This window comes from Neorhizobium sp. SHOUNA12A, from assembly GCF_023006505.1.
In the GTDB taxonomy this organism is placed as follows: domain Bacteria; phylum Pseudomonadota; class Alphaproteobacteria; order Rhizobiales; family Rhizobiaceae; genus Neorhizobium.
Map to the genome: position 1 here is coordinate 1 of NZ_JALBGV010000093.1, position 20,824 is coordinate 20,824.

The 20,824-nt window shown below is 64.2% G+C and carries 27 protein-coding genes and 2 pseudogenes; 3 read left to right on the forward strand and 26 right to left on the reverse strand.

Going from position 1 to position 20,824, the window contains the following annotated elements; all coding sequences use genetic code 11:
• The 7 genes and pseudogenes from MOV63_RS27385 to MOV63_RS27415 all read right to left on the reverse strand — a co-directional run.
• Positions 1-208, reverse strand: a pseudogene (locus MOV63_RS27385) (peptidase P60); the annotation flags it as partial.
• On the reverse strand, positions 205-1,080 hold the full coding sequence (locus MOV63_RS27390; RefSeq protein ID WP_247038644.1) for a DUF2163 domain-containing protein: 876 nt from the start codon (positions 1,078-1,080) through the stop codon (positions 205-207). The pseudogene MOV63_RS27385 and the gene MOV63_RS27390, both read right to left, overlap by 4 nt.
• Positions 1,077-1,715 (reverse strand): DUF2460 domain-containing protein, encoded by a 639-nt coding sequence (locus tag MOV63_RS27395; protein WP_038541310.1) that lies wholly within the window; start codon positions 1,713-1,715, stop codon positions 1,077-1,079. The genes MOV63_RS27390 and MOV63_RS27395 overlap by 4 nt, the downstream gene beginning before the upstream one ends.
• Positions 1,716-1,736: 21 nt before the next feature.
• Entirely contained in the window at positions 1,737-2,267 is a 531-nt protein-coding gene (locus MOV63_RS27400; protein ID WP_038541308.1) for a phage tail tape measure protein, read from the reverse strand.
• A 245-nt stretch (positions 2,268-2,512) separates the two neighbouring features.
• A complete protein-coding gene (locus tag MOV63_RS32685) occupies positions 2,513-2,767 on the reverse strand; it encodes a rcc01693 family protein (RefSeq protein WP_258719319.1) in 255 nt (84 codons plus the stop codon).
• On the reverse strand, positions 2,764-3,111 hold the full coding sequence (locus tag MOV63_RS27410; protein WP_247038648.1) for a gene transfer agent family protein: 348 nt from the start codon (positions 3,109-3,111) through the stop codon (positions 2,764-2,766). The genes MOV63_RS32685 and MOV63_RS27410 overlap by 4 nt, the downstream gene beginning before the upstream one ends.
• A complete protein-coding gene (locus MOV63_RS27415; protein ID WP_247038650.1) occupies positions 3,111-3,518 on the reverse strand; it encodes a phage major tail protein, TP901-1 family in 408 nt (135 codons plus the stop codon). Before MOV63_RS27415 ends, MOV63_RS27410 begins: the two co-directional genes overlap by 1 nt.
• A gap of 106 nt (positions 3,519-3,624) precedes the next feature.
• Here MOV63_RS27415 and MOV63_RS27420 point away from each other — a divergent pair, with 106 nt between their 5' ends.
• Positions 3,625-4,872, forward strand: coding sequence for an MFS transporter (locus MOV63_RS27420; protein ID WP_247038652.1), 1,248 nt, complete (start codon positions 3,625-3,627; stop codon positions 4,870-4,872).
• Here the strand turns inward: MOV63_RS27420 and MOV63_RS27425 are convergent.
• The 13 genes from MOV63_RS27425 to MOV63_RS27485 all read right to left on the reverse strand — a co-directional run bounded on the left by MOV63_RS27425 (position 4,831) and on the right by MOV63_RS27485 (position 12,390).
• Positions 4,831-5,331 (reverse strand): GNAT family N-acetyltransferase, encoded by a 501-nt coding sequence (locus tag MOV63_RS27425; RefSeq protein WP_247038654.1) that lies wholly within the window; start codon positions 5,329-5,331, stop codon positions 4,831-4,833. The two genes, MOV63_RS27420 and MOV63_RS27425, sit on opposite strands and share 42 nt — an antisense overlap.
• Positions 5,332-5,335: 4 nt before the next feature.
• Positions 5,336-5,611, reverse strand: coding sequence for a DUF1778 domain-containing protein (locus MOV63_RS27430; RefSeq protein WP_247038656.1), 276 nt, complete (start codon positions 5,609-5,611; stop codon positions 5,336-5,338).
• A gap of 60 nt (positions 5,612-5,671) precedes the next feature.
• A complete protein-coding gene (locus MOV63_RS27435) occupies positions 5,672-6,070 on the reverse strand; it encodes a DUF3168 domain-containing protein (protein ID WP_247038657.1) in 399 nt (132 codons plus the stop codon).
• On the reverse strand, positions 6,067-6,399 hold the full coding sequence (locus MOV63_RS27440) for a phage head closure protein (RefSeq protein WP_405029390.1): 333 nt from the start codon (positions 6,397-6,399) through the stop codon (positions 6,067-6,069). Before MOV63_RS27440 ends, MOV63_RS27435 begins: the two co-directional genes overlap by 4 nt.
• Positions 6,399-6,968: a head-tail connector protein gene (locus tag MOV63_RS27445; RefSeq protein WP_247038659.1), complete on the reverse strand. Its 570-nt coding sequence runs from the start codon at positions 6,966-6,968 to the stop codon at positions 6,399-6,401. The genes MOV63_RS27440 and MOV63_RS27445 overlap by 1 nt, the downstream gene beginning before the upstream one ends.
• Positions 6,969-7,105: 137 nt before the next feature.
• The gene (locus MOV63_RS27450) at positions 7,106-8,371 is read right to left on the reverse strand and encodes a phage major capsid protein (protein WP_247038661.1); all 1,266 of its coding nucleotides are present in this window, start codon (positions 8,369-8,371) and stop codon (positions 7,106-7,108) included.
• Entirely contained in the window at positions 8,368-8,949 is a 582-nt protein-coding gene (locus MOV63_RS27455; RefSeq protein ID WP_247038664.1) for an HK97 family phage prohead protease, read from the reverse strand. Before MOV63_RS27455 ends, MOV63_RS27450 begins: the two co-directional genes overlap by 4 nt.
• 50 nt (positions 8,950-8,999) lie before the next feature.
• A complete protein-coding gene (locus MOV63_RS27460; RefSeq protein WP_046668524.1) occupies positions 9,000-9,335 on the reverse strand; it encodes a DUF6107 family protein in 336 nt (111 codons plus the stop codon).
• A gap of 223 nt (positions 9,336-9,558) precedes the next feature.
• On the reverse strand, positions 9,559-9,864 hold the full coding sequence (locus MOV63_RS27465; RefSeq protein ID WP_046668481.1) for a type II toxin-antitoxin system RelE/ParE family toxin: 306 nt from the start codon (positions 9,862-9,864) through the stop codon (positions 9,559-9,561).
• The gene (locus MOV63_RS27470) at positions 9,864-10,124 is read right to left on the reverse strand and encodes a CopG family ribbon-helix-helix protein (RefSeq protein ID WP_247038665.1); all 261 of its coding nucleotides are present in this window, start codon (positions 10,122-10,124) and stop codon (positions 9,864-9,866) included. The genes MOV63_RS27465 and MOV63_RS27470 overlap by 1 nt, the downstream gene beginning before the upstream one ends.
• A 54-nt stretch (positions 10,125-10,178) precedes the next feature.
• Positions 10,179-11,366 carry a phage portal protein gene (locus MOV63_RS27475; RefSeq protein WP_247038667.1) on the reverse strand — a complete coding sequence of 396 codons (1,188 nt, stop codon included), beginning with the start codon at positions 11,364-11,366 and terminating at the stop codon, positions 10,179-10,181.
• A gap of 40 nt (positions 11,367-11,406) precedes the next feature.
• Complete coding sequence (locus tag MOV63_RS27480) at positions 11,407-11,721, reverse strand: Dabb family protein (protein WP_247038669.1); 315 nt, start codon at positions 11,719-11,721, stop codon at positions 11,407-11,409.
• Between the two features lie 48 nt (positions 11,722-11,769).
• Positions 11,770-12,390 carry a hypothetical protein gene (locus MOV63_RS27485; RefSeq protein WP_247038671.1) on the reverse strand — a complete coding sequence of 207 codons (621 nt, stop codon included), beginning with the start codon at positions 12,388-12,390 and terminating at the stop codon, positions 11,770-11,772.
• A 158-nt stretch (positions 12,391-12,548) separates the two neighbouring features.
• On the opposite strand from MOV63_RS27485, the gene MOV63_RS32690 reads away from it, so the two are divergent.
• Positions 12,549-12,674, forward strand: coding sequence for a hypothetical protein (locus MOV63_RS32690; protein WP_256384740.1), 126 nt, complete (start codon positions 12,549-12,551; stop codon positions 12,672-12,674).
• Between the two features lie 28 nt (positions 12,675-12,702).
• Here the strand turns inward: MOV63_RS32690 and MOV63_RS27490 are convergent.
• From MOV63_RS27490 to MOV63_RS27505, 4 genes and pseudogenes are all read right to left on the reverse strand, one after another.
• Positions 12,703-14,115 (reverse strand): annotated as a pseudogene (locus MOV63_RS27490) (DNA-packaging protein).
• Between the two features lie 106 nt (positions 14,116-14,221).
• Entirely contained in the window at positions 14,222-14,881 is a 660-nt protein-coding gene (locus tag MOV63_RS27495) for a hypothetical protein (RefSeq protein WP_247038673.1), read from the reverse strand.
• 289 nt (positions 14,882-15,170) lie between these two features.
• Complete coding sequence (locus MOV63_RS27500; RefSeq protein WP_366518615.1) at positions 15,171-16,631, reverse strand: protein adenylyltransferase SelO; 1,461 nt, start codon at positions 16,629-16,631, stop codon at positions 15,171-15,173.
• Between the two features lie 99 nt (positions 16,632-16,730).
• On the reverse strand, positions 16,731-18,119 hold the full coding sequence (locus MOV63_RS27505; protein ID WP_247038674.1) for an MFS transporter: 1,389 nt from the start codon (positions 18,117-18,119) through the stop codon (positions 16,731-16,733).
• A gap of 207 nt (positions 18,120-18,326) precedes the next feature.
• On the opposite strand from MOV63_RS27505, the gene MOV63_RS27510 reads away from it, so the two are divergent.
• Positions 18,327-18,956 carry an outer membrane protein gene (locus tag MOV63_RS27510; RefSeq protein WP_038541235.1) on the forward strand — a complete coding sequence of 210 codons (630 nt, stop codon included), beginning with the start codon at positions 18,327-18,329 and terminating at the stop codon, positions 18,954-18,956.
• 75 nt (positions 18,957-19,031) lie between these two features.
• Here MOV63_RS27510 and MOV63_RS27515 read toward each other — a convergent pair whose 3' ends face one another.
• Together MOV63_RS27515 and MOV63_RS27520 are read right to left on the reverse strand one after the other, a co-directional pair.
• A complete protein-coding gene (locus MOV63_RS27515; protein WP_247038676.1) occupies positions 19,032-20,162 on the reverse strand; it encodes an esterase-like activity of phytase family protein in 1,131 nt (376 codons plus the stop codon).
• 161 nt (positions 20,163-20,323) lie between these two features.
• A complete protein-coding gene (locus MOV63_RS27520) occupies positions 20,324-20,524 on the reverse strand; it encodes a heavy-metal-associated domain-containing protein (RefSeq protein ID WP_247038678.1) in 201 nt (66 codons plus the stop codon).
• Between the last annotated feature and the right edge of the window lie 300 nt (positions 20,525-20,824).

Here is a 20,824-nt window from a genome sequence, read left to right on the forward strand (position 1 = left end):
CCGCGAGCCGGTCTTCACCGCTCCGCTCCGCCCAATCGGGCGCATAGGCGGGCACCATCCCCGGCTCCTCGCCGTAAAGCTCGCGCCAGATCCCGCGGATCAGCCCGATGCAATCGCAGCCGACGCCCTTCGTTGCGCCCTGGTGGCGGTAGGGCGTGCCGATCCATCCCTCGGCCAGCGCCACGATCCGTTCGCTTTGCCCGCTCATTCGAAGATCGGGCCGCCGTCATGGACCCGCTCCCCATCGACATAGGAATAGGCGAAATCGGCACCGGGCACATGCGGAAAACCGCGGAAATTCAGATGGTTCGCAAAGCGCGCCTTGCAGGTTGCAAACGACTTGTCGCATCCCGCGGTCAGCGTAAACGTGTGGCCCGCCGCAACCGGCTCCTCCAGCGGCAGCCAGAAAGTCAGCTCCACCGAACCGTCCGACCTCTTCTCGTGCGCGTCGACATCGACCGCCACGCCGTCCGGAAACGTCAGCACGCCGTGGCGGAAAAACCCGCTCGCGAAACCACCGAGCCCCGAGACGACAATCCGGCTGGCATCCTTCACCGCGATCACCGCCCCCTCGCCGCGCCACAGATCCAGGTCTACGCCACAACGGGCATCCCCCAGGCTGGCATCGCAGCGCCGGTTATAGACGCGCCCCTGCGGCTGGCTCAGCCGATGCGCCAGACTGCGCAGCTCTGCGCGAAACTGACCGCCGGTGCGGGAAACCTCGCCGATCTCCCGCACGTTCAAAAGCACGTGCTGGTCCGGTGCCGCCCAATTGACGAGAAACAGTTCCACCCGCGCACCGTCGTATCTGCCGGTCGCCAGATCCTGCTCGCCAATCGCCGCATTTGAAAAGCCACCGACGACCTCGTCGGCGCTGGCGGAAAGTCCCGTTGCCGCCTCCGCCTCGCTTGCCGAAAACCCGCCTGCCGCCAGGAAGGTCGTGCCGCTGAATGTCAGGTCATGGTCGTGTTCGGTGAAACCCAGGATCACGCCGTCGCGCCGCGTCACCCGCCATGCGTGACAGGTGGTCGTTGCCTCCTGCGCCAGATGCTCGGCCAGATCAGCCGGTATGGTTCTCATGCCAAAACCTCCGTCAGCGGAATGGTCGGGATGCGCCCGGCATCAAAATGCGCGAGGTTGACGTCGATCCGGTCGGTATCGAACCGCACCGGCACGTCGAATTCGTAACCCGCCCGCACCGCCGCCCCGGCCGGTGGAGCATGCCCGGCGGTAAAGGTGACGATTCCCGTTGCCGCATCGACGGACCAGGCTTCCGCAGGTACTGCGACGCCGTCCACCGACAAGGTGACCGAGCCAGTGACCGGCTTGACGATCCGCCTCGTCCAGCTGCCGCCGCCATCCGCGTAGGTTTTGACGAGCTGGAATGCCGCGGTCTCCCCGTCGCCCGTGCCGATTGCCTGGTCGGTCGCCGATAACGCCTCGCCCGGCGCGCAGGATTTCCAGTCGACGGGATCGCGGAACCGAAAGCCGTAAAGCTGCCCGCCCCGCGCCTCGAAAAATTCCAGCACCGCATAAAGATCGGTGAGCGATTTCACCCCCGAACCGGCATCATAGCTGCGCCTTGAATCCCGCCAGCGCTGGTTGCGCTGCTCGCGCCCGTTGGAAAGATTGACGATATCGGTGCGCCGCACCGGCCCCCCGGTTGCCCCGAGCGCCAGGCGCAGCGGGAACCGAACCTCGTGAAAACCGCTCATCTCATCCTCGCAACATCATCGTCACAAACCACGCCGCCCGCGCGAGACGCTACGCGCCAGCATGGCGGAAATCTGCCCTTCGCTTTTGCGAAAGCTCGCGGCATCGCTCGCCGTCACGTTGAAGACGATCTGCGGCGTGGCCTCGCCCGCCGACGCAACGCCGAGTGCGCCGTCCGGCCCGCGTCTGAGCGGCAGGATCGCTTCCGCGCCGGCCTCGCCCATCAGGCCCATATCGCCGCCCATCGGGAAGAAGCTCGGGGAACGCACGACACCGCCGTCGGCAAACGGCGTCACAGACCCCACCAGTCCGCCGATCGCATTGCCCAGCATGTTTTCGAGCGGCTTCAACCCGGCCGCCAGCGCGATATCCGAAAGCCGGTTGCCGAGCCCCTTGAGTACGTCCTCGAGCCCGCGCCCGCCCGTCGTCGCGGATCTGAGGGCCCCGGTCAGTGCGGCCCCGAAGCGCTGCGAGCGGACTTCGAGATCCGCCATCACGCCGGTCAGCGCCTCCGCACCGGAGAGCGTGCCGGCCAAACTATTGTCGTCTTCCATTGTGGACTCCCGTTTCGTCGCCGCGGTCCTTCATAGGAAATCTTGCAAGATCCGCCCCTCATCCGGCTGCCGCCACCTTCTCCCCGTTTTCACGGGGAGAAGGACGCAAGTCGCGCCAACCTTGCCCAATCACGGGCAACACGCGAGGCACGTCTCCTCTCCCCGTCAAAACGGGGAGAGGGTTAGGGTGAGGGGCAATTTTTCGGACGCGGCACCAACTGACAGAAACAAGACGAGCGGTAGACTTACCCATCCGGGAACGCCCGCATCAGCGCTTCCAACCCGGCCTTCTCCATACCTGCGCTACGTCCCCTCATCCCGCCGGTCATGGCCAAAAACTCGACTGGCGTCAGCGCCCAGAAATCCCTCGGCGGAAGCCGCAGCAGGCAGAGGCCGGCATGCATCACGGTTCCCCAAGGAAACGGTTCAAGCCTCGCCTCTTCGATCGCAGTGTCCGGAACCCCTGCTGCGATCGCTCCGATTCCCGCTGCGGCCCTCAAGGGTTTGCCGTGGCTTTGCCGCCCGGCTCCGCAAACGTCGCCGCCAGCAGATCCGCGACAATCTGCGCATAGGCTAAAATTCCGCCCTCGATGCTCATCGCCGCCACTTCATCATCGGAGAAGAGATTGCCGCCGCCCCTCAGGCCGGCACCGATCAGCCGGATCATGTCCGCCGCCTTCAGCCGCCCGGAAGAAAACCGGTCCGCCAGCCCGTTGAGGTCGCTGACGGAAAACGCCGTTTCCAGCTCCGCCAATGCGCCGAGCGTCAGGCAGAGAATACGGCGGTCGCCGTCGATCACCGCCTCCACCTCGCCGCGCCTGCGGTTCGCGTGTCCGCCCGCCATCACAGCACTTCGAAGGTCAGGCTGCCGGCCGATTCCAGCGCCAGTTCGAAGCGGATTTCGCCATTGTGCTCGCCGGAATATTCGAGCGCCGTCACCTGGAACGGCCCGGTCACCGTGCCGAAGGCCGGGATCAGGATCTGCCAGGCAAGAATGCTGCCGCCGAAGAACGCCGCCCGCACCAGCGCATCGCTTTCCTGATCCTTGAAAATACCGGCTCCGGTCAGCGAAGCGCGCTGCACGCCGGCGCCACCCAAAAGCTCACGCCAGCGCCCGGCGCTTTCGGCATCGGTGATGTCGACGGTCTCGGCATTGAAGGCGAGGCGCTTCGAGCGCAGCCCCGCCACCGTCAAGAACGCGCCGTCATTGTCGATCTTCAAGAGCAGGTCCTTGCCCTTCTGCGCCACCATGTGGAAGTCCTTTCCGCTGTTGTCCGTTTGTCGCTTCCGCACCGTAAAAAGCGGTGCTAGAGCATCGGGCGCTCAACCATCCCTTTCGCGAATGCCTCCCGCCGCCATGCCCAAAATCCTCCCGCTGCGCTCGGCGCAGACGATCGCCGTGCTCGCCGTCACCCAGATCATTTCCTGGGGCACGACCTTCGATATGCTCGGGGTCATGGGCCGCATCGTCGCGCCGGAACTTGACCTTCCGAACGAGGTCGTATTCTTCGGGCTGTCGATCATGATGCTGGTGAGTGCGCTTGCCGGTCCCGCGACTGGGCGGCTGCTCGGGCGCCATGGTGCTGCAAAAGTCATGGCGAGCGCGTCCGTCATCTTCGCGATCGGCCTCATGCTGCTCGCGAGCGCTCACGAAATCCTGGTCTACGGGCTTGCGTGGATCGTTATCGGCATCGGCGGCGCGCTCGGCCTGTCGGCGCCGGCCTACACGGCGGTCGTCGAGCGCGAGGGGCTGGGCGGCAAGCGCATCATCGCCATCCTGATGCTGTTCACCGGGCTTTCGGCGACCATTTTCTGGCCGCTCCTGGCGCTGATGAACGATCTCGTCGGCTGGCGGATGACGTTTGTATTCTCAGCCCTGCTGCAGCTCTTCGTCTGCCTGCCGCTCTATCTGTTCGGTCTTCCCAAACCGATCGACCGCAACGAGCAAACCCAGGCCACGGATACGGTTCCTGTCGATTTCACACCGCCGGAACGCCGTCGCGCCTTCTTCCTGGTGGCGGCGGCAACGGCGATCAGTTCGTTCATCAGCTTCGGCCTATCACCCTCGCTGCTGGCCCTGCTGCAACATGCCGGCGCGTCGCCAGCGCTTGCCCTGCAGCTGGGTTCTGCACGCGGCGCGATCGGCGTGTCCGCCCGCTTCGTCGACATGGCGCTTGGCCGACGCGGCAATGCGCTGCTCACGTCGCTCGTCGGCACCGGACTGGTTCTCTTCAGTTTCGTGCTCGCCGCGACCGTCACGTCCTCGCCCCCGGTCCTGGTGGTGTTCATGGTGCTCTATGGCTTCGGCACCGGCGTGCTCGCGGTCGCCCGCGCGCTCCTGCCGCTGTCGCTATTTTCGCCCCGCGAATTCGGCCTGCAATCGGCCCGCCTGTCGATGCCGCAGAACCTTGCCAATGCCGCCGCGCCGGTCATCTTCACCGCCCTGCTCGACCGCGTCGGCGCCACCGCAGCACTTCTGACCGGCGCCGTGCTCTCGGCAATCTCGCTGGTATTGGTGCTGATGCTAGTCGGGCTGGTGCGCAGCGCGAATGCGCGGAGCCGCCTAGCTGCGGACCGAAGCCAGGATATCCTTGACCGGCAATAGCAACGTCCGGTCCAGTCCCTTGGCCTGGCGGAAACCGTATCTGAGGTAAAACCTTGTTGCCTCATCGTCGAGCGCATGAACCATCACTGCCCGGAACGCCACCACTTCAGAGGTCGCAACCACGGCCAACAGAGCATTCTTCAGCAGTTCGCCGCCCAGCCCTTGTCCATGATGCCTCCGGTCCACCGCAAGCCGAGCCAGCAGAGCCACAGGGATCTCGCCCGGCGCCTGATGGCCCTTGACCTGACGGGGCGCTTTTTCACGCGAAATCATGCCGGCGCAAAGCGAGTGGTAACCGACCACCCGAAAATCGGCGTCGGCAATCACGAAGGTCCGTGTGTAACCCTGCACCTGATTGTGAAGCGCCATCTCCTTCAGGAAGGCATCGAGCACCGGCTTGCCGCTGTCGAACTCCCCAAGATGATGATGCTCACTCAGCGGGGCCGGTTTGCGATACATGGCCTCAATCGAGCCATTCGCGGTTCGACTTCAGCAGAGCCGAGAGTTTCTCATTGACCTGAGCAGGCTCGCCAAGCAGATCCTCGACGGCATCGAAGACAGTCGCGTCGATACCTATGAAGCGCTGGTCCAAAAGCTCCTTCTGGGCCGTTGCAAAGGCCGCTTCCGTCATGAATGCTGTCAGCGACTTACCGGAAATCTCCGCCGCGCGGGCAATCACGTCCCGCGTGCCGGCATCGATCCTCAAGTTGATCGTTTCGCTTTTCCGAAGGGCTACCATGGCTCCACCATCCTAGTGCACATACATTGTATATACGTTTCCCTCGAAATATTCAACGGCCTATTCCGTCACCGCCCGAAACCGCATCTCCGCCAGATGAAACTTCGTCTTCGGCTCCCGCCGCGTCCTTGTGCCGACCTGTAGCAGGTTCACCAGCACCGCGCCGGCGAGCGCCAGCGCCGCATCATGCAGCAGGCCATGCACCAAGCCGGCGATCTCCTGCGCCTGCCGCCGCCCCTCGCCATCCGACCAGATTTCCAGAACCAGAAGATGTTCCTCGCCGGCCTCACTGGCGGTCGAAAAATCCCTCGTCTCCATCTCGCCGAACACAATGCAGGGCAGTTTCGGCCGCGGCAGCAGCCGGTCTCGGATGCCGTCCGCGCCGATGATCGCGGTCAGCGCCGCATCACTGGCAAGCGTCTGGTGGATCGCCTGCAGAAGCGCGTTTCCCGCCGTCATCGGGTTTCCTCCTCGCATTGGCAGACGAGATAACGCCGCGTCTCGTCCGGATCGTGCACCAGCTTCACCAGGAAGGTCCGCGCGCCCTTGCGAAACCGCTGGCCGGCTGAAACGCCGTCGCGGAACCGTGTCCAGATGCGGTGGCTGATGGTGCCGGTCTCTGCAGCCGCCTGTTCCGCGACCAGGAACGAAACCGGCTCGATCCGTGCCCACAGCGAGAGCGTCACCTCCCAGGCCACCGTCGCGCCGCCCTGCCCGTCCGGCACCGCCCGGGGCGCCTCGAGGTCGAGCCTTGCGGTCATCAACCCCGGATCGAAGAACAGGACCATCAGAGCCTCCGCATCCGGAAAGGCGCGATCAGCCGCTCATAACCCTCGGGAATGCCGGCCGGCTGGTTCTCCGGCGAAACGACGCCGCGGAAGGCGAACATGTGGCCGATATGGATCGACATCGCCCGTTTCAGCGTGTCCGGCACATCGGTGCTCGCCTCGCCGAAACCGGCCGAAAAGTCGATCTCGATGCCGTTGACCGACCGGCCCGGCGCCGGTGGGTGCCGCAGCCACAACCGCGCCGGCCGGCCCTTGCCGTCGAGCAGATGATCTTCCAGTGGAACTTCAAGCGCCGTGCCGTCAGCGTCATAAACCGTAACGTTCTCAACCGCCTGCACCGGCGATCTCGAAATCCGGATCACCCCGTCCGCCGGCCAGCGGTCGAGATAGAGCCGCCAGGCTTGAGAGATTAGGCAAAGCCCGGTCTCCCGCTCCAGGTGTTCGTGGGCGGTGCTGATCAGCGAGGCCAGCAGCGCATCCTCATCGCTTCCGTCGAGACGCAGATGCGCCTTCACCTCGGCAAGCGTCAGCGGCTCCGCGGAAGGCGGAGTGGTTTGGGCGTAGGTCATGGGGATCCCGGGGGTGAGTAGTGGTTGGTCGGTAGTGAGTAGTAAGACGCAAGCAGAGGCCGTGACGTGGAAAAGGCGGCCAACTGATTGGCCGCCCCTGCTCACTAATCACCACCCACTACTCACTTTGCGGCGGCTCATGCCGCCGCAAACTTCACCACCTTGATCGCCTCGAAATTCTGCACGCCACCACCGACGCGCTTGGTGGTGTAGAAGAGCACATAGGGTTTTGCCGAATAGGGATCGCGCAGGATGCGCACGCCCGCCCGGTCGACGACGAGATAACCGGAGCGGAAATCGCCGAACGCGATCGACAGCGAGTTCTCCGCCACGTCGGGCATCTCCTCGGCTTCGGCGATCGGAAAGCCCATCAGCGAGGCCGGCTGGCCTGCCGATACCGGCGGGTGCCAGAGATAGTTGCCGTCGCCGTCCTTGAACTTGCGGATGTCGCCCTGCGCCTTGCGGTTCATCATGAACGTGCCGTTCTGGCGATGGCCGGCCTTGAGCGCATAAATGACCTCGATCAGCGTGTCCGACGGACCCGTGGATTTCCAGCCGCCCGCCACGCCGGTGGCGATATGGCCGATATTGCCCCAGCTCCAGGAGCCTTCCGCCACCGTCGGATAGGACAGAAATCCTTTCGGCTTGTTGGTGCCGTCGCCGCGGATGAAGGCGTCGCCCTCCTGCTCGGCAAATACGATGTCCACCTCGCCGGCGATCCAGGCCTCGATATCGACCGCCGAGTCGTCCAGCAGCGACTGCGTCGCCGCCGGCATCGCATAGAGCTCCATGGTCGGGAAGGAGAGTTCGGTGAGCTGCGGCGTACTGGTCTGCGGCCGCGCCGTGGTCTCCGCCACCCAGCCGGTCGAAAGGCCGGCCGCCGCGAACGGCTTCTTCAGCACGGCGGAGGACACGGTGCGCACGGTCGAGAGTGCCCGCATCGGCGAGACCGCCGAAATCCGCCGGCCGATTTCCGTGTCGGTTTCCGGCGGTACGAGATAACCGCCGTCGGCACCGGTTCCGCCCGAAAACGCCTTGGCCTCCAGCTCGCGCAGGCCGCTCTCCTCGCCACGACGCACATAAGCGTCAAAGGCCGCCTTGTGCTCCACGGCCTCGGCCGAAAGCTCCGAACCGCCGCGGCCGAGTTGCGGCCTCGCCTTCTTCAGCACCAGCTGGTCGAGCATCTTCTTCTGGTCGTCGACGGCGCGGTTGATGCGGTCCATCTTGTCGCGGGTCACGACATCGGCGGTCAGCTTCTGCTCGATCTCGCCGAGGCGCCGGTCGTTGACCTCCTTGAAGGCCTCGAACGCCTTCATGAATTCGTCGAAGGCCGCCGTCACCGTTTCCGGCACGGCTTTCACTTCGGGCGCCACGCTTGCCATCGTTCTCGCCTGCTCGGTCATATCACTTTTCCTTTGATGGTTGATTTCATCATCATCTTCGCCGCCCGCCGCATCTGGCGGACAAGTTCGGTTTCCCTGTCGCGGAAGAACCGCGCATGCTTGACGTTGGAGACCCGCGCCGATGGCAGCATCGGAAAGGTCACCACCGAGATTTCCCAAAGATCGGCCTCGAGGATTTTGCGCACGCCCGTCTTGGCGTCGGTGCGGGCCTTGACCGTGCGAAACCCGATCGACAGCCCGTCGAGCGCGCCGGATTTCATCAGCGCCAGCACCTCGCGGGAGCGGGCGACGCCCGGCGACAGCATGCCCTCGACGTAAAGCCCGCGGGCATCCTCGCGGATCGTCCGCCAGGCGCCGATCGGCTCGGAAGGGTCGTGCTGATAGAGCATCCGCACCCCCGGCGCCCCACGCTCGACGAGGCAATTGCGAAAGGCGCCGCGCTCGATCGTATCCTTGCCGAGATCGACCTCGCCGAAGACGCTGGCATAACCGGAGAAAACCCCGTCGCCGGTTATGCCTGCGAGTTCCAGATTGGCAAATTTGCGCGCAGTCGGACGCGGCCCGCGATAAGCGTGCATCGGTATTCTCCTAACGATTGAATTGGTGCTGGCCCGGACGACGACCGAAGTTATGCCCCGCCGCCTCGTCCCCCATATCTTACGGCGATCCTCGCCAGCGCGCCCAGCACCCACCAGGCACAAAGACTGGCCGCCGCCGACCCCGTCAGCATCACTTCCGCGCCGGAAAGCTCCCCGCCGATCCCCAGCCTTTCCACCAGCCAAAGCCCGGTCGGCCCACCGAAGATCATCCCGCAGCTCAGGCCCGTCAGAAACCGGCTCGCCGCCTCGCGGCGGCTCTTCGGCAGCAGATAGATCAGCGACACGCCGGCTCCCGCCGTGGCGCCCACCGCCTTGGCGGCCCAGATGCCGGCCAGGGCGCCCGGATCGTTTCCGAGGTCAGCCATTTTTAATCTCTCTTGTTTATGATGCACGCATATGGACCGAACGGCGCTGCTGCCATGCAATCAGCCGTTCCGCGCTCGACGCAGGGTCGGCGGATCCAGTTTCCATGAATGTTCAGAATCGCTTGGGGCTACCTGCTGGGAAGTTGAGTCCGGCACTTCTCAAGTTGAGTGAGTTCGGAGACCGATTCAGCAGACCTGCAGAAAGTGTGCCTCCTCGAGGATTTCATTCGAAGTCGTCGTCTTCGTCCTTTTCGAGATCCGCTGGCCCCTGCCGCGCATGCATGATGGAGACAATCAGTATCCGATCCGCCTCGATGACATAGTCCAGATGATAGGGCGCAGATACGAAACGGCGAATTCCTTCGACCGGCGCCACAGCGGTCCCGACACGAGGATGATCCGCAATCAACCGTGCCGCCCTCTTGACCTGTTCCGAAAAGGCAATGGATGCCCGTCGGCTGAATTGGGCAAGATACGCCCTTTCCCGTTGGACGTAGCGTATCGCTTCTTCCGACAGGAACACCTTCATCAGGCGGCGTCCTCGCGGTTGAGACGGTCAAGCTCAGTGAAAAACTCCTCCGCCTCCACGAAGCGCCCGGCCTCGATATCCTCCCTGCCACGCTGGATGCTCAGGATTTCGCTTCCCTCCGCCATCAGGTAATATTTCAGCGCCCGGACGATCACCCAGGATCGGCTTCTGTCCGCTGTCTCAGCGATCTTCTCGATGTCCTCAAGGATGTCGACCGGCAGGCGCAGCGTGATCGGGTCTGAAAGAACGGGCTTGGCCATCAGAGCCTCCATTTGTAATACGACGTGTTACAACCTACACCCGTTGCTTACGGATTAATACCCCACCGCCTCGCGCTTCTCCTCGTCGCTCAGGAAAGCCGCCGCCCCGACCCTTGCCCACAGCGCCTCACGCTCGGCGGAAAGGCCGGCGATCCGGTCGAGATCCGGCTCCAGCCGCAGCCGATCGCCATAGGCCTCCGACAGCCAGGCCGAAAAGCTCGCGGCGGTACGGGAGATCAGCGGCAGCACGGTAAGGCGGTAGAAGGCGCGGTTGGCCTCCTGGTAGTTGGCATAGGTATTGTCGCCCGGAATGCCGATCAGCATCGGCGGCACGCCGAAGGCGAGTGCGATGTCGCGGGCGGCCCCGTTCTTCGCCTCGATGAAATCCATGTCCTTCGGCGACAGGCCCATCGCCTTCCAGTCGAGCCCGCCTTCGAGCAACAGCGGCCGGCCGGCATTGACGGCGCCGGAATAGCCCGCCTCCAGTTCGTCCTTCAGTCGCTCGTACTGGTCGGCGGACAAGTTGCCGCCATCCTTCGGCTGATAGACCAGCGCGCCGGAAGGCCGTGCGGAATTGTCGAGCAGCGCCTTGTTCCAGCTCGCCGCCGCATTGTGCAGGTCGAGTGCAGCACCCGCCGCCCCGAGCGGCGGAAAACCGCAATGGTCGTCGAGCGGATGAAACAGCTTGAGGTGCAGCAGGGCGATGCCATCGCTCTCGGCCGGAAGCCGCCGCGTGGTGCCGCCGGCGCGGTAATCGTAACCCGCCACCCAGCCGTCGCGGCCCTCGACCACGCTCACCCGGTCGGGCCGGAGCAGATGCAGTTCGCGCAAGTCGCCGCCGATCGACAGCGGTTCGACATAGGCATTGCCGGAAAGCGCCAAGTGCCCGTAGAGCGCCTCGAAAAAGTCGGGCCCGCCCTGCCGGCCGTTCGGACGGGCCAAGAGCGCCAGCGCCGGATGTTCGGCAAGCTCCGTTGCCCCGTCATAGGCAAGCCACGGCACGGCTGCGGCGGCTTCGGCGATCATCCGCACCGCCCGATAGGCGACCGGGTTCTTCATGAAGCCTGCCCGCGCCAGCGCCGCGTAGGACCGCCCCGACCACTGCGCCGCTCCCTCGCCGGAGACGATCGCAAAACCGGAGGCCGTCTTGGTTTCGGGCTTTTGGGTGTCGGTCCCCTGGATTTCGGGCACGGCCTGTCGCCCACCCGCGGAAAACCACGGGCGCCGGAATGGAGATTTCATCGTGACTTGTCCTTTTCGCTCGCGGGCGCCAAGGCCCACTTCAGGGAAGCGGCAGGGGCGATTTCACCGCGTTTTCACTGTCGAAATCGGCCGCCAAACGCATCTCGCGGATGGGGCGGACGATATCGATCGAGGCCTGGTAGGCCGGATGCGCCTTGTAGGCGGCCAGCGCCGCTGCATCCTCGAACTCGCCGTAGACGACCAGATCGACCTCGTTGCCGAGCTGGTCGCTCTTCACATTGGTGCCGATCTCCAGGGTCAGCGCATGCGGGTTGCCGGTCAGAAGCGAAAGACCTGCCCGGACCCGGTCGATCTCGCCTGCCTGCGCCGTGAAAAATACGATGTGGCGTATCATGGAACCTCCAGCAATGCGGAGGCCTGCTATCATGGCCTGCAGTGGGCTTCAATGCGGCTTGGTGTCCAGCGCTTCGGCGAACAGCCGCGCATGCCGCGCCACCAGGTCTGCCCGGTCGTTGCCGTTGATGATTTTTCTGGCGCCCAGCCAATTCGCTCTGCCCTGCCCAAAATAATCGCCGAGCTTGCAGCCGGTGAAACTGCCGCGCCGCATGCCCTCGATCAGGATCGCGACAGAGACCGGCATTTCCATCGCCCGGCCCGGATCGGCGAGCAGGTCGATCCCGGTCACGGCGGACATCGCCTCGTAGTTCCGCCTGTGGGTGAGCTGCACCAGCCCGCGACCGAGCCAGCTTTTTCCGTCTCCGTCCGGCCGCCAGTAAGGCGTCTTTACCGACCCGAGCCGGCCCGCCGCAAAAGCTTCGTCCAGCCGTGCGATCGCCGACCTGTCGCCGGCCGCCAGGGTCTCGCGGACGGGCTGCATCGTGGCGGCCGTCTCGTGAAAGGCGGTGGCCAGCACATAGGCGAGCGGCTGCGCCTCATCCTGGCCGACCCTTGCCTGCCAGCCATCGAGAATCGCCGTCAGCCCCTCCACCTGACCGGCAGCGAGCCGGCCATTGAAGAGCTTTGTCCGCACGAAATCAAAGAAGGCATGCCGGTTGTGAGCCATGTGGAGCCTACTCCCATACCGCGTCGCAGGGTTTCAATCGGTTTAGAAAAACTAAATCGTTTTAAGCGCTTAGACGGCAGTTTACTTTTTTCTGACGGTGTGGAACCAACGGCGTCACACGACGTTCTTGTCGGCTTTCTAAACAACAGGAGATCATGATGATGCAGCAGCCCGCACCGGCCGCCCCTTCCAAGCCGATCCCGCAGCATGTCGTCGAACGGATCGAATCCGAATGGAAGCAGATGCGCGAAAGCGCCCAGCCAAAGCCGGTCACTCCGCGCTGATCATCATCACCTGAAGCGCGAGCCGCGCTCAAACACCGCGCACGCGCGGCTCTCCGTGACCTTCCAGCATCAGCGCCGTCAGCGCCCAGACCAGCGCATCGAGCCGGTCGGGCGAACGGCCTGAAGACAGACCGTCCGGGCCGAAGTCACACATCTGATCTTCAAGCTCGGCAAACCGCCCGGCATGCGCCACCCGCCCCTGTTCGTAGAGGGCAGCAACAGGCTCGGCGCGCAGGAATTTTCCGCGCGTCGCCCGCACCATGGTCACCGGCAGGCCTGCGTCGACACTTCTCAGCATCGCCGTTACCATCTCGCCGCCCTGGTTCACCTCGGCCACCACCCGGTCCGCCTGGAAGCGCGCTTAGGCGCGCGCCACCGCGTTCGCCCAGCCCGCCGGGGTTTTGCCTTCGACCGAACAATCCGCCAGCACCACCGCCCGCCCGCTCGCCTCCAATCCGGCGACGACGATGCCGCAGCAAGAATGTTCGCCCGAGCCTGAAGGCGGGTCGACCGCGACGACGATGCGCCGCAGCGCCCCGGTAAACCGGATCATGAAGGCCTCCAGATCGGCGCGTTTCCACAGCGCGTCCTCGCGGTCCTCGATCAGCTCGCCGGCGAGTTCCTGCCGTCCGAGCCGCGTTCCTCCGTAACGCGCCTCCAGCGCCGAAATGAAGCCCGGTGAAAGGTTGCCGGCATTGGCCTGGGTCGAGATCCGCACGAGTTGCGTGCCGGGATCGGCGATCAGCCGTTTCAGGATCGGCACCGGCCGCGGCGTGGTCGTCACCAGCTGGCGCGGATCGGCTCCCAGCCGAAGCCCGAACTGCAGCATGTCGAAGGTTTCCTCCGCATGCCGCCATTTGGCGAGCTCGTCGCACCAGGCGAAATGAAACTGCGGGCCGCGCAGGCTTTCCGGGTCTTCCGAGGAAAAGATCTGCGCGATCGCCCCGTTCGGCCAGACCAGCCTCCGCCGCGAAATCTCGAAATCCGGCCGGTTCTTTCGGGCAATCCGGCAGATGCCGGAGACCCCGTCGATCATCACCTCACGGGCATCGCCCAGCGTTTCCGCCACCAGCGCTATCCTGAGCTGCGACCTGCTGCCGGCCGAGGCCAGCCCATGGATCCATTCCGCGCCCGCCCGCGTCTTGCCCGAGCCGCGCCCACCCATGATCAACCAGGTGCGCCAGTCGCCGGCCGGTGGCTTTTGGTCGGGACGGCCCTTTATATCCCAGTCGCGTTCATGAGCGGGCGTGAAGCCAGATAGAGAGGTGTCGGACTCGTCATTCCGCTCCGGAGCGTGCTCGCTTCCAGGAGCAGACCCGTGCGGCAGACCGATCTCCCCCCTTGAGGGGGAGATGCCCGGCAGGGCAGAGGGGGGTGCTGCGGCACATTCTTCGACAGTTGAGTTCGCGGCGCCACCCCCCTCTGTCACCTTTGGTGACATCTCCCCATCAAGGGGGGAGATCAGAGGGCGTTTGCCGCGCCCGGCGTTTCCTTGCTCAATCACGCTTCTCAAGGCAGTGCTTTTCACAACGGCTTCGCAATATTCCTCACGCGCAGCCGTGATCATCTGTAGGCCGCGGTTCAACCCCGACGCCCCCTTTGAGGCTTTGACCGCCGTCTTTTCCAGAGCCAGCCGCAAGGTCCGTTGGCTCGGAAGGCGCGTGTCCAAACCTCTCCAAAACGAGGGGCGGAGGTCCATCCCGCTTCCATGCTTCGAAAAGCCGATAGGCATTTTCATTGGCGCGATCCTCGATCATTTTCAGGAAGCGGGCCTTGGCCTCCTCATAACCACCCTCGTCCGCATCGCGCTCGGCGGCCTCGTCGCGGTCGCGGGCGAGCTGGCGTTGCAGGCTGTCGACCTTTTCGAGCGTGCGGACGATCAGAGACATGGCGTCGGTCGCGGCCTTCACGTCGGCACGCGCCAGTTTCTGGGCGGCATCGTCGCCATCCGTGAGCGCCGCCTCCGCCGCGGTCCGCATCCGCCGGAAGGTCGAGAACTGGTCGCGCATCTCGACGGTCATCTCGTTCAAGAGCCGCCGCAGCTCCTCGCCGGGAGAGAATGCGCCCTCGGCCGACTTGATCTCCAGCAGCACGCCGCGCACCGCGTCCGACAGCACAGAATCGTCCATGACGACCGCGTCGCCATAGACCGGCGCCTCCGTCCAGAGCCCGAAAAGCGCCGGATCGAACATCTCGAATTCATCCATCTGGGATATCCCCGGGGGCCAAAACAGGAGCCAAAATGAGGGCCAAAATTTCGGCGCAGAAAACCCCGCCGCGCCCGTTTCCGGTCGCTGCGCGTCCCCGCTGCCGATTGTCGAGATAAAAAGAAGGCCCGGCTTTTGGGACCGGGCCAATTTGACTGGAAGTCTTGCCACCGGCCGCCCGAAGGCCACTTGCCGGCGCAATTCTTCGACTGTGCCTGGAACCTACCAAACAACCGTCACGCCGTCAAGGACTATTTTCCTAATTAGCAAAAATTAATTTACGGCCGAATCACGTCCCGCAGAACGTCTGCGTCACCCGCTCCTCAGGCTTCGGCGGCTGCATGTAGCTCACGAATTCCGGCCGCTCTTCGAAAGGCTTTTCCAGCGCCTCCAGCAATCGTTCGAAGAAACTGAAATCGCCGTAATTGGCGGCCGAAAGGGCCTCCTGGACCTTGTGATTGCGGGGGATAACCGCCGGGTTGACCGAGCGCAGGGCGTCAGCCAATTCGCCGACCGGCCGTGCTTCCGTGGTCAACCGCTCGCGCCAGCCGACGAGCCAGGCCCCCGCCTTGTCGGGATCGGCAAAACACTCGAGGAATGCCCCTTCCCCGCCCTCCGCCGCGTCGGCAAGCCGCCGGAAGGCCAGCGTGAAATCCGCCTGCCCCTCGTGCATGGCAGCGAGAAGCGCCTGGATCAGTTCGCCATCGCCATCCGCTTCGGTCGCAAGGCCGATCTTTGCCCGGAAAACGCCGATCCACTCTTTCTGGAACCGCTCGCCGAACGCCTTCAGCACGGCGTTCGCCGCTTCCACGGCCTTTTCCTCGTCCTCATCCAGCAGCGGCAGCAGGCATTCCGCCAGCCGCGCGATATTCCATTGGCCGATGCCCGGCTGGTTGCGATAGGCATAACGGCCGCCCTGGTCGATCGAGGAAAACACCTTCATCGGGTCGTATTCGTCGAGAAAGGCGCAAGGCCCGAAATCGATCGTCTCGCCTGATATCGTCATGTTGTCGGTGTTCATCACCCCGTGGATGAAACCGATACCCATCCAGCGGGCGATCAGATCCGCCTGCCGCCCCGCTACACCCTGCAGCAGCGCCAGATAGGGGTTTTCCGCGGTTTTAAGCTCCGGATAGTGCCGCTCGATGACATAATCCGCGAGCAGTTTGATCCCGTCATTGTCGCCGCGGGCGGCAAAAAACTGGAAGGTGCCGATCCGCACATGGCTTGCCGCGACGCGCACGAAAACAGCGCCCTGTTCCACCGTCTCGCGATAGACCTGCTCGCCGGTCGCGACAGCCGCCAAGGCCCGCGTTGCCGGCACGCCGAGCGCATTCATCGCCTCGGAGACGATATATTCGCGCAGCACCGGGCCTAAAGCCGCGCGTCCGTCGCCTCTGCGGGAATAGGGCGTCGGTCCAGCGCCCTTCAGCTGAATGTCGCGGCGTTTGCCGTTGCGGTCGACGACCTCGCCCAGCAATATCGCCCGCCCGTCGCCGAGCTGCGGCACGAAATTGCCGAACTGGTGGCCGGCATAGGCCATGGCGATCGGCATGGCGCCGGGCGGCACGACATTGCCGGCAAGGATCGCCGCCAGCCGGGCGGGGTCGGAGAAATCCGCCTCGACGCCCAGTTCCTCTGCCAGTTCGGCATTGAATTTCAGAAGCTTCGGCCCCTCCACCGGCTCGGGATAGACAGAGGCGAAAAACCTGTCCGGCAGGCGGGCATAGGAATTGTCGAACTGGAACACGGGAAGGTCTCCTTTGGCCGCCGGGATGCGGCGACCTTTTCCTTCAAATATGGGAAATCTGTCCCGCCGAACAAGCGAAATGCGCTTTTGTTGCGCCGCTCAGGCTTTGGCAAACCGCACCCCGAAACCGAGGAGAAATGTCAGCAAGGCTCCCGCCGCCGCAGTCCCGTAGAGCCACAGGGCCGGGCCGCCGGCGTTGCCGTTCTCCAGCGCCGGAACCAGGCCGGTCGCGCTTGCGATCATCCCGGCGATCCCAGCGCCGATCGCATAACCGGCGGTCGAAATCGTCGGCAGCAAGGCACTTGCGAGATCGCGCTCCTGCCTTGCTGCCGCTTCCATCGCCGCCTGGTTGACGCTTGCCCAGGCGACGCCGAAGCCCGTGCCGATTGCCACCTGGCCCGCCAGCAGCAGCGCCAGAGAGCCGCTCGCGAACGCTGCCGCGAGGCAGAGGAACCCGGCCAGTTGAAACAATGCGCCTGTGCGCATCCACCGATGCCGCGGAGCAAGCGCGGTAATCCTGCTTGCGACCACCGCGACCGCACTCCAGGAGAGCGCCATGGTCACCACCAGATAACCGACCACCGCCGGCCGGAACTCGAAGACGGCGTCGATCATCAGCGCCAGGTAAACGCTGCCGACCGAGTGGCTCGCGGACATCAGGAACAGCACCCAGAACCCGTGCCCGAGAACCGAACCGAGCCGGAAGGCGCCTTCCGGAAACAGCCTTGGCCCGATCCGCCCGTCGAGCTTCAGCGCCGGCAGGAACAGGCCTGCGCCTGCCACCACCGCTACCGCCTGCATCGCCCCTCCGGTCACCACCGACGACAGCGACAGGACGAAGGAAGCGGCAAGGCAGAGCGAAATGGTGGCGACGGAGAGCGGCACCGGTGCCGCCTCGGTCACCCTCACCTTCGCGGTCAGCGCAAAGACGGCCAGCAGAACCACGAAAGGCGAGACGGCCAGGAAGGACGCTCGCCAGGAATAGGCCTCGGTCAGAAGCCCGCCCGCCAATGGTCCGGCAATCGCCGCCACCGCCCAGACGATCGCCTCCACCGCAAACACCTTGGCGATCAGCGCGGAGGGAAAGTTGGCGGGGATGAGACTGTAACAGATCGCTACGATCAGCCCGTCGGCAATGCCCTGCAGCAGGCGCCCGGCCATGATCCAGGAAAAGGCCGGCGCCGACAGCGCCAGCAGCCCGCCGGCAGCAAAGATCAGCGCCGAAAGAAGGAGGATGAAGCGCGCGCCGAACCGGTCGCGCATCGCCGCAGCGCCGGTGCCGCCGGCGATCGAGCCCAGGAAGTAGAGCGTATAGGCCCAGCTGAAATACCCCGTGCCGCCGATCTCCCTCGCTGCCGGCGGCAGCGCCGCAACGATTGCGAACTGGTTGAAGGCATGCAGCCCGATCCCCGCCGAGATCAGCCCCAGCATCGCCCCTTCGCGGCCCTTGAGAAGCCTCGACCAGCCCACATTGATATCCTGCAACACGCCCTGCCCCTTATCCGGTTTTTCAGTCCCAGGCACGCTACAACCTCAAGTCTGATTGAGGTCAAGGGGGAAGCCGAAAATTAAACCTTCGCGTTTTCAGTATCTTAAGGCGTAATTGCAGATTCTCTCCGATGTTGTATTTTAGCTACAGCTTTCCAAGCAAACCGCTCTATTTGCGTTTTTGCCAACCAATCGGAGGGAATATCCATGAAGGCTCTTTTCATCCTTGCAGCGTCGGCCGCCATGACCGCCTCTTCCGTTGCTTACGCAGCCGACGCCGTCGAACAAATCCCGCAAGCGCCGCAAGCCGTCGAAACGCCCGTCGTATTCTCCTGGAACGGCCCCTATATCGGTGCCCACACGGGATATGCCTGGGGCAGCGGCGATGCCCCCGGCGGCGGTTCGGACGATTTCGACAGCTGGAGGCTTGGCGGCTTCGTCGGTTATAACTGGCAGTTCTCCAGCGGTTTCGTCGCCGGTATCGAAGGTGACGTCAACTACGACTGGAACAAGAACAGCTATGCCGGCGGCATCGACGTCGACACCGGGTTCTCCGGTTCGGTTCGCGGCCGTGTCGGTTACGCCATGGACCGGGCGCTGATCTTCGCGGCAGCCGGCTGGACGGCCACCACCGCCCATATCGACGGCGGCGGCTTTGACGACGACGACATGCTCAACGGCTGGACAGTCGGCGCGGGCGTCGATTACGCCTTCACCGACAACATCTTCGGCCGCCTCGAATACCGCTATAACGACTTCGGCAACGGCAGCCTCGGCGGCGCCGATTTCGACTTCAGCCAGCACGTGATCAACGTCGGCATCGGCGTGAAGTTCTAAGCCGCGGCTTCGGGATACGATCAATGCTCCGCCTTGCGACAAGGTGGAGCAAGATTTTGACGGTCGCCTGCTTCATCAGGGGCGTGCCAGCACCTTGAAGGCGATGAACTGCGTCTTCTGTTCCTTCGAGAAATTGTTGTCGGAAACAAAGATCAGCAGGTCGCTGCCATCCGTGCCCTTGGCGAAGGTGACGGCCTCGATATTGTCCGGCTGCAGGCCGATCGCCCGCATGTCGAGCACTTGGGCCTTGCGCACCGGCACGATGGCCGCGTCGGTATTGGCGAGTGAAGGGATGGCCGAGACATCGGTGGCGCCCTCGGTATCGACCATGAAGACCTTGATCGAACTGCCGAACCCTTGCGCAAAACCGCGTTCGACCACCAGCAGGCGGTGGTCATCCAGGCTTAGGATCTCCGAAGCGCCGTTGTCGTTATAGCCCTTGTCGACGGTCGGCGCCTGGGGGATCGGCGCGATCGGATAGACATATTCGGCCTTAGGCCTGCCGGTTGCCGCGTCGTAGCGGATCATGCGGGCGAGTGTGCCGCGGCTAAGCCCGGAGATCGGTCCGTCCTGGAACAGCGCCGACTCGACCTCCACCATCAGGTCGCCGCCGGGCAGCGTCGCGAGCCCTTCGAAGGCGAGGTTGTCGCGGATGCCGGCGGACTTGTCGGCGGTCGGCATAAAAGCCTTGGGAAGCTCGAATTCGCGCAGGAAGGCGCCGTCCGGGCTGGCGACACGCACGAAGGGCGGCAGAAGCTGCTTCACGTCGCCTTCGCTCGACCAGTAGATGCCGTCCTTGCCAAGCCGGATCGATTCCGGATCGACGCTCTTGGCCGCAAAAGCCGCGCCGTTCTTGTCCTTCAGGGTCACGGTCTTGACCACCTTCACATCGCTGATGCCGGCAGCGCTCGCCTCGATCGAAAGCTCGTAGAACCGGGCCGGGGCCCGCTCCGAACGGTCGTCGGAAATGGCGATATAGCGATTGCTTGCCGGGTCGTAATCAAGACCGGACAGGCCACCGAACTCGACACCGTCGAACAGCGTACCGGTCGGAATGGAAAATTCGCCGGCGAAGGAAAGCCCGATGGCCGCCTTGCAATCGCCGAACGGGCAAGGAGTTGCGACCGTCACGCCAGGCTCGGCGGCATGCGCCGCGGGTGCGAAGAGGAGGACGAGGGCAACGGTTGAAAACAGCGCTTTGAGCATGATCGGTGTCCGGCAATTCGAGGCGGGTGAAAAACGGCGACCCGCCTCACGAATGAAAGCCGGTCCCGCAGTTGCTCTTCCTCTGCCACGCGAGTTTTGCGGACGTATAACGGCCGGCCGTCAGAATCTTGAAATTTTCATGACGGGTGGTGTGGGAGACCTCAGACCGCGGCCCGTTCGGGTGAATACCCCGCCTCGCGGATCGCCTCTTCGGCCTTCGCCGCGTCGCCTTCGATCGCCACCGTCTTGGCCGTCAGATCGATCGCCACCGACACGCCCGGCAGGGCTTCCGCCAGCGCGCCGCGCACGGTCTTTTCGCAATGGCCGCAGGTCATGTCCGGCACGGTGAAAATCGCAGTCATCCGAATCTCCTTGTTCGATAGATGTGTTGTGCAGCTTCCCATAGAGGGAAGGTCAAGTGCATTTGAGGAATGAAGCCGGTGCGGCATGCTCCAGATGATCTCCCCCCTTGAGGGGGAGATGTCATCGAAGATGACAGAGGGGGTGGCGACGGTGGGAAAGTGCAGTGCCCGAAGAATTTGCGGAGCAGTCACCCCCCTTGTAACTTCCCTTTATCCGCTTTTGGCGATTTACTGCCAGATGCGGTGGCGGATGGGAGACCGAACCTCCCTTGGGACATCAAGCCCGTGGCAGAGCCTGGG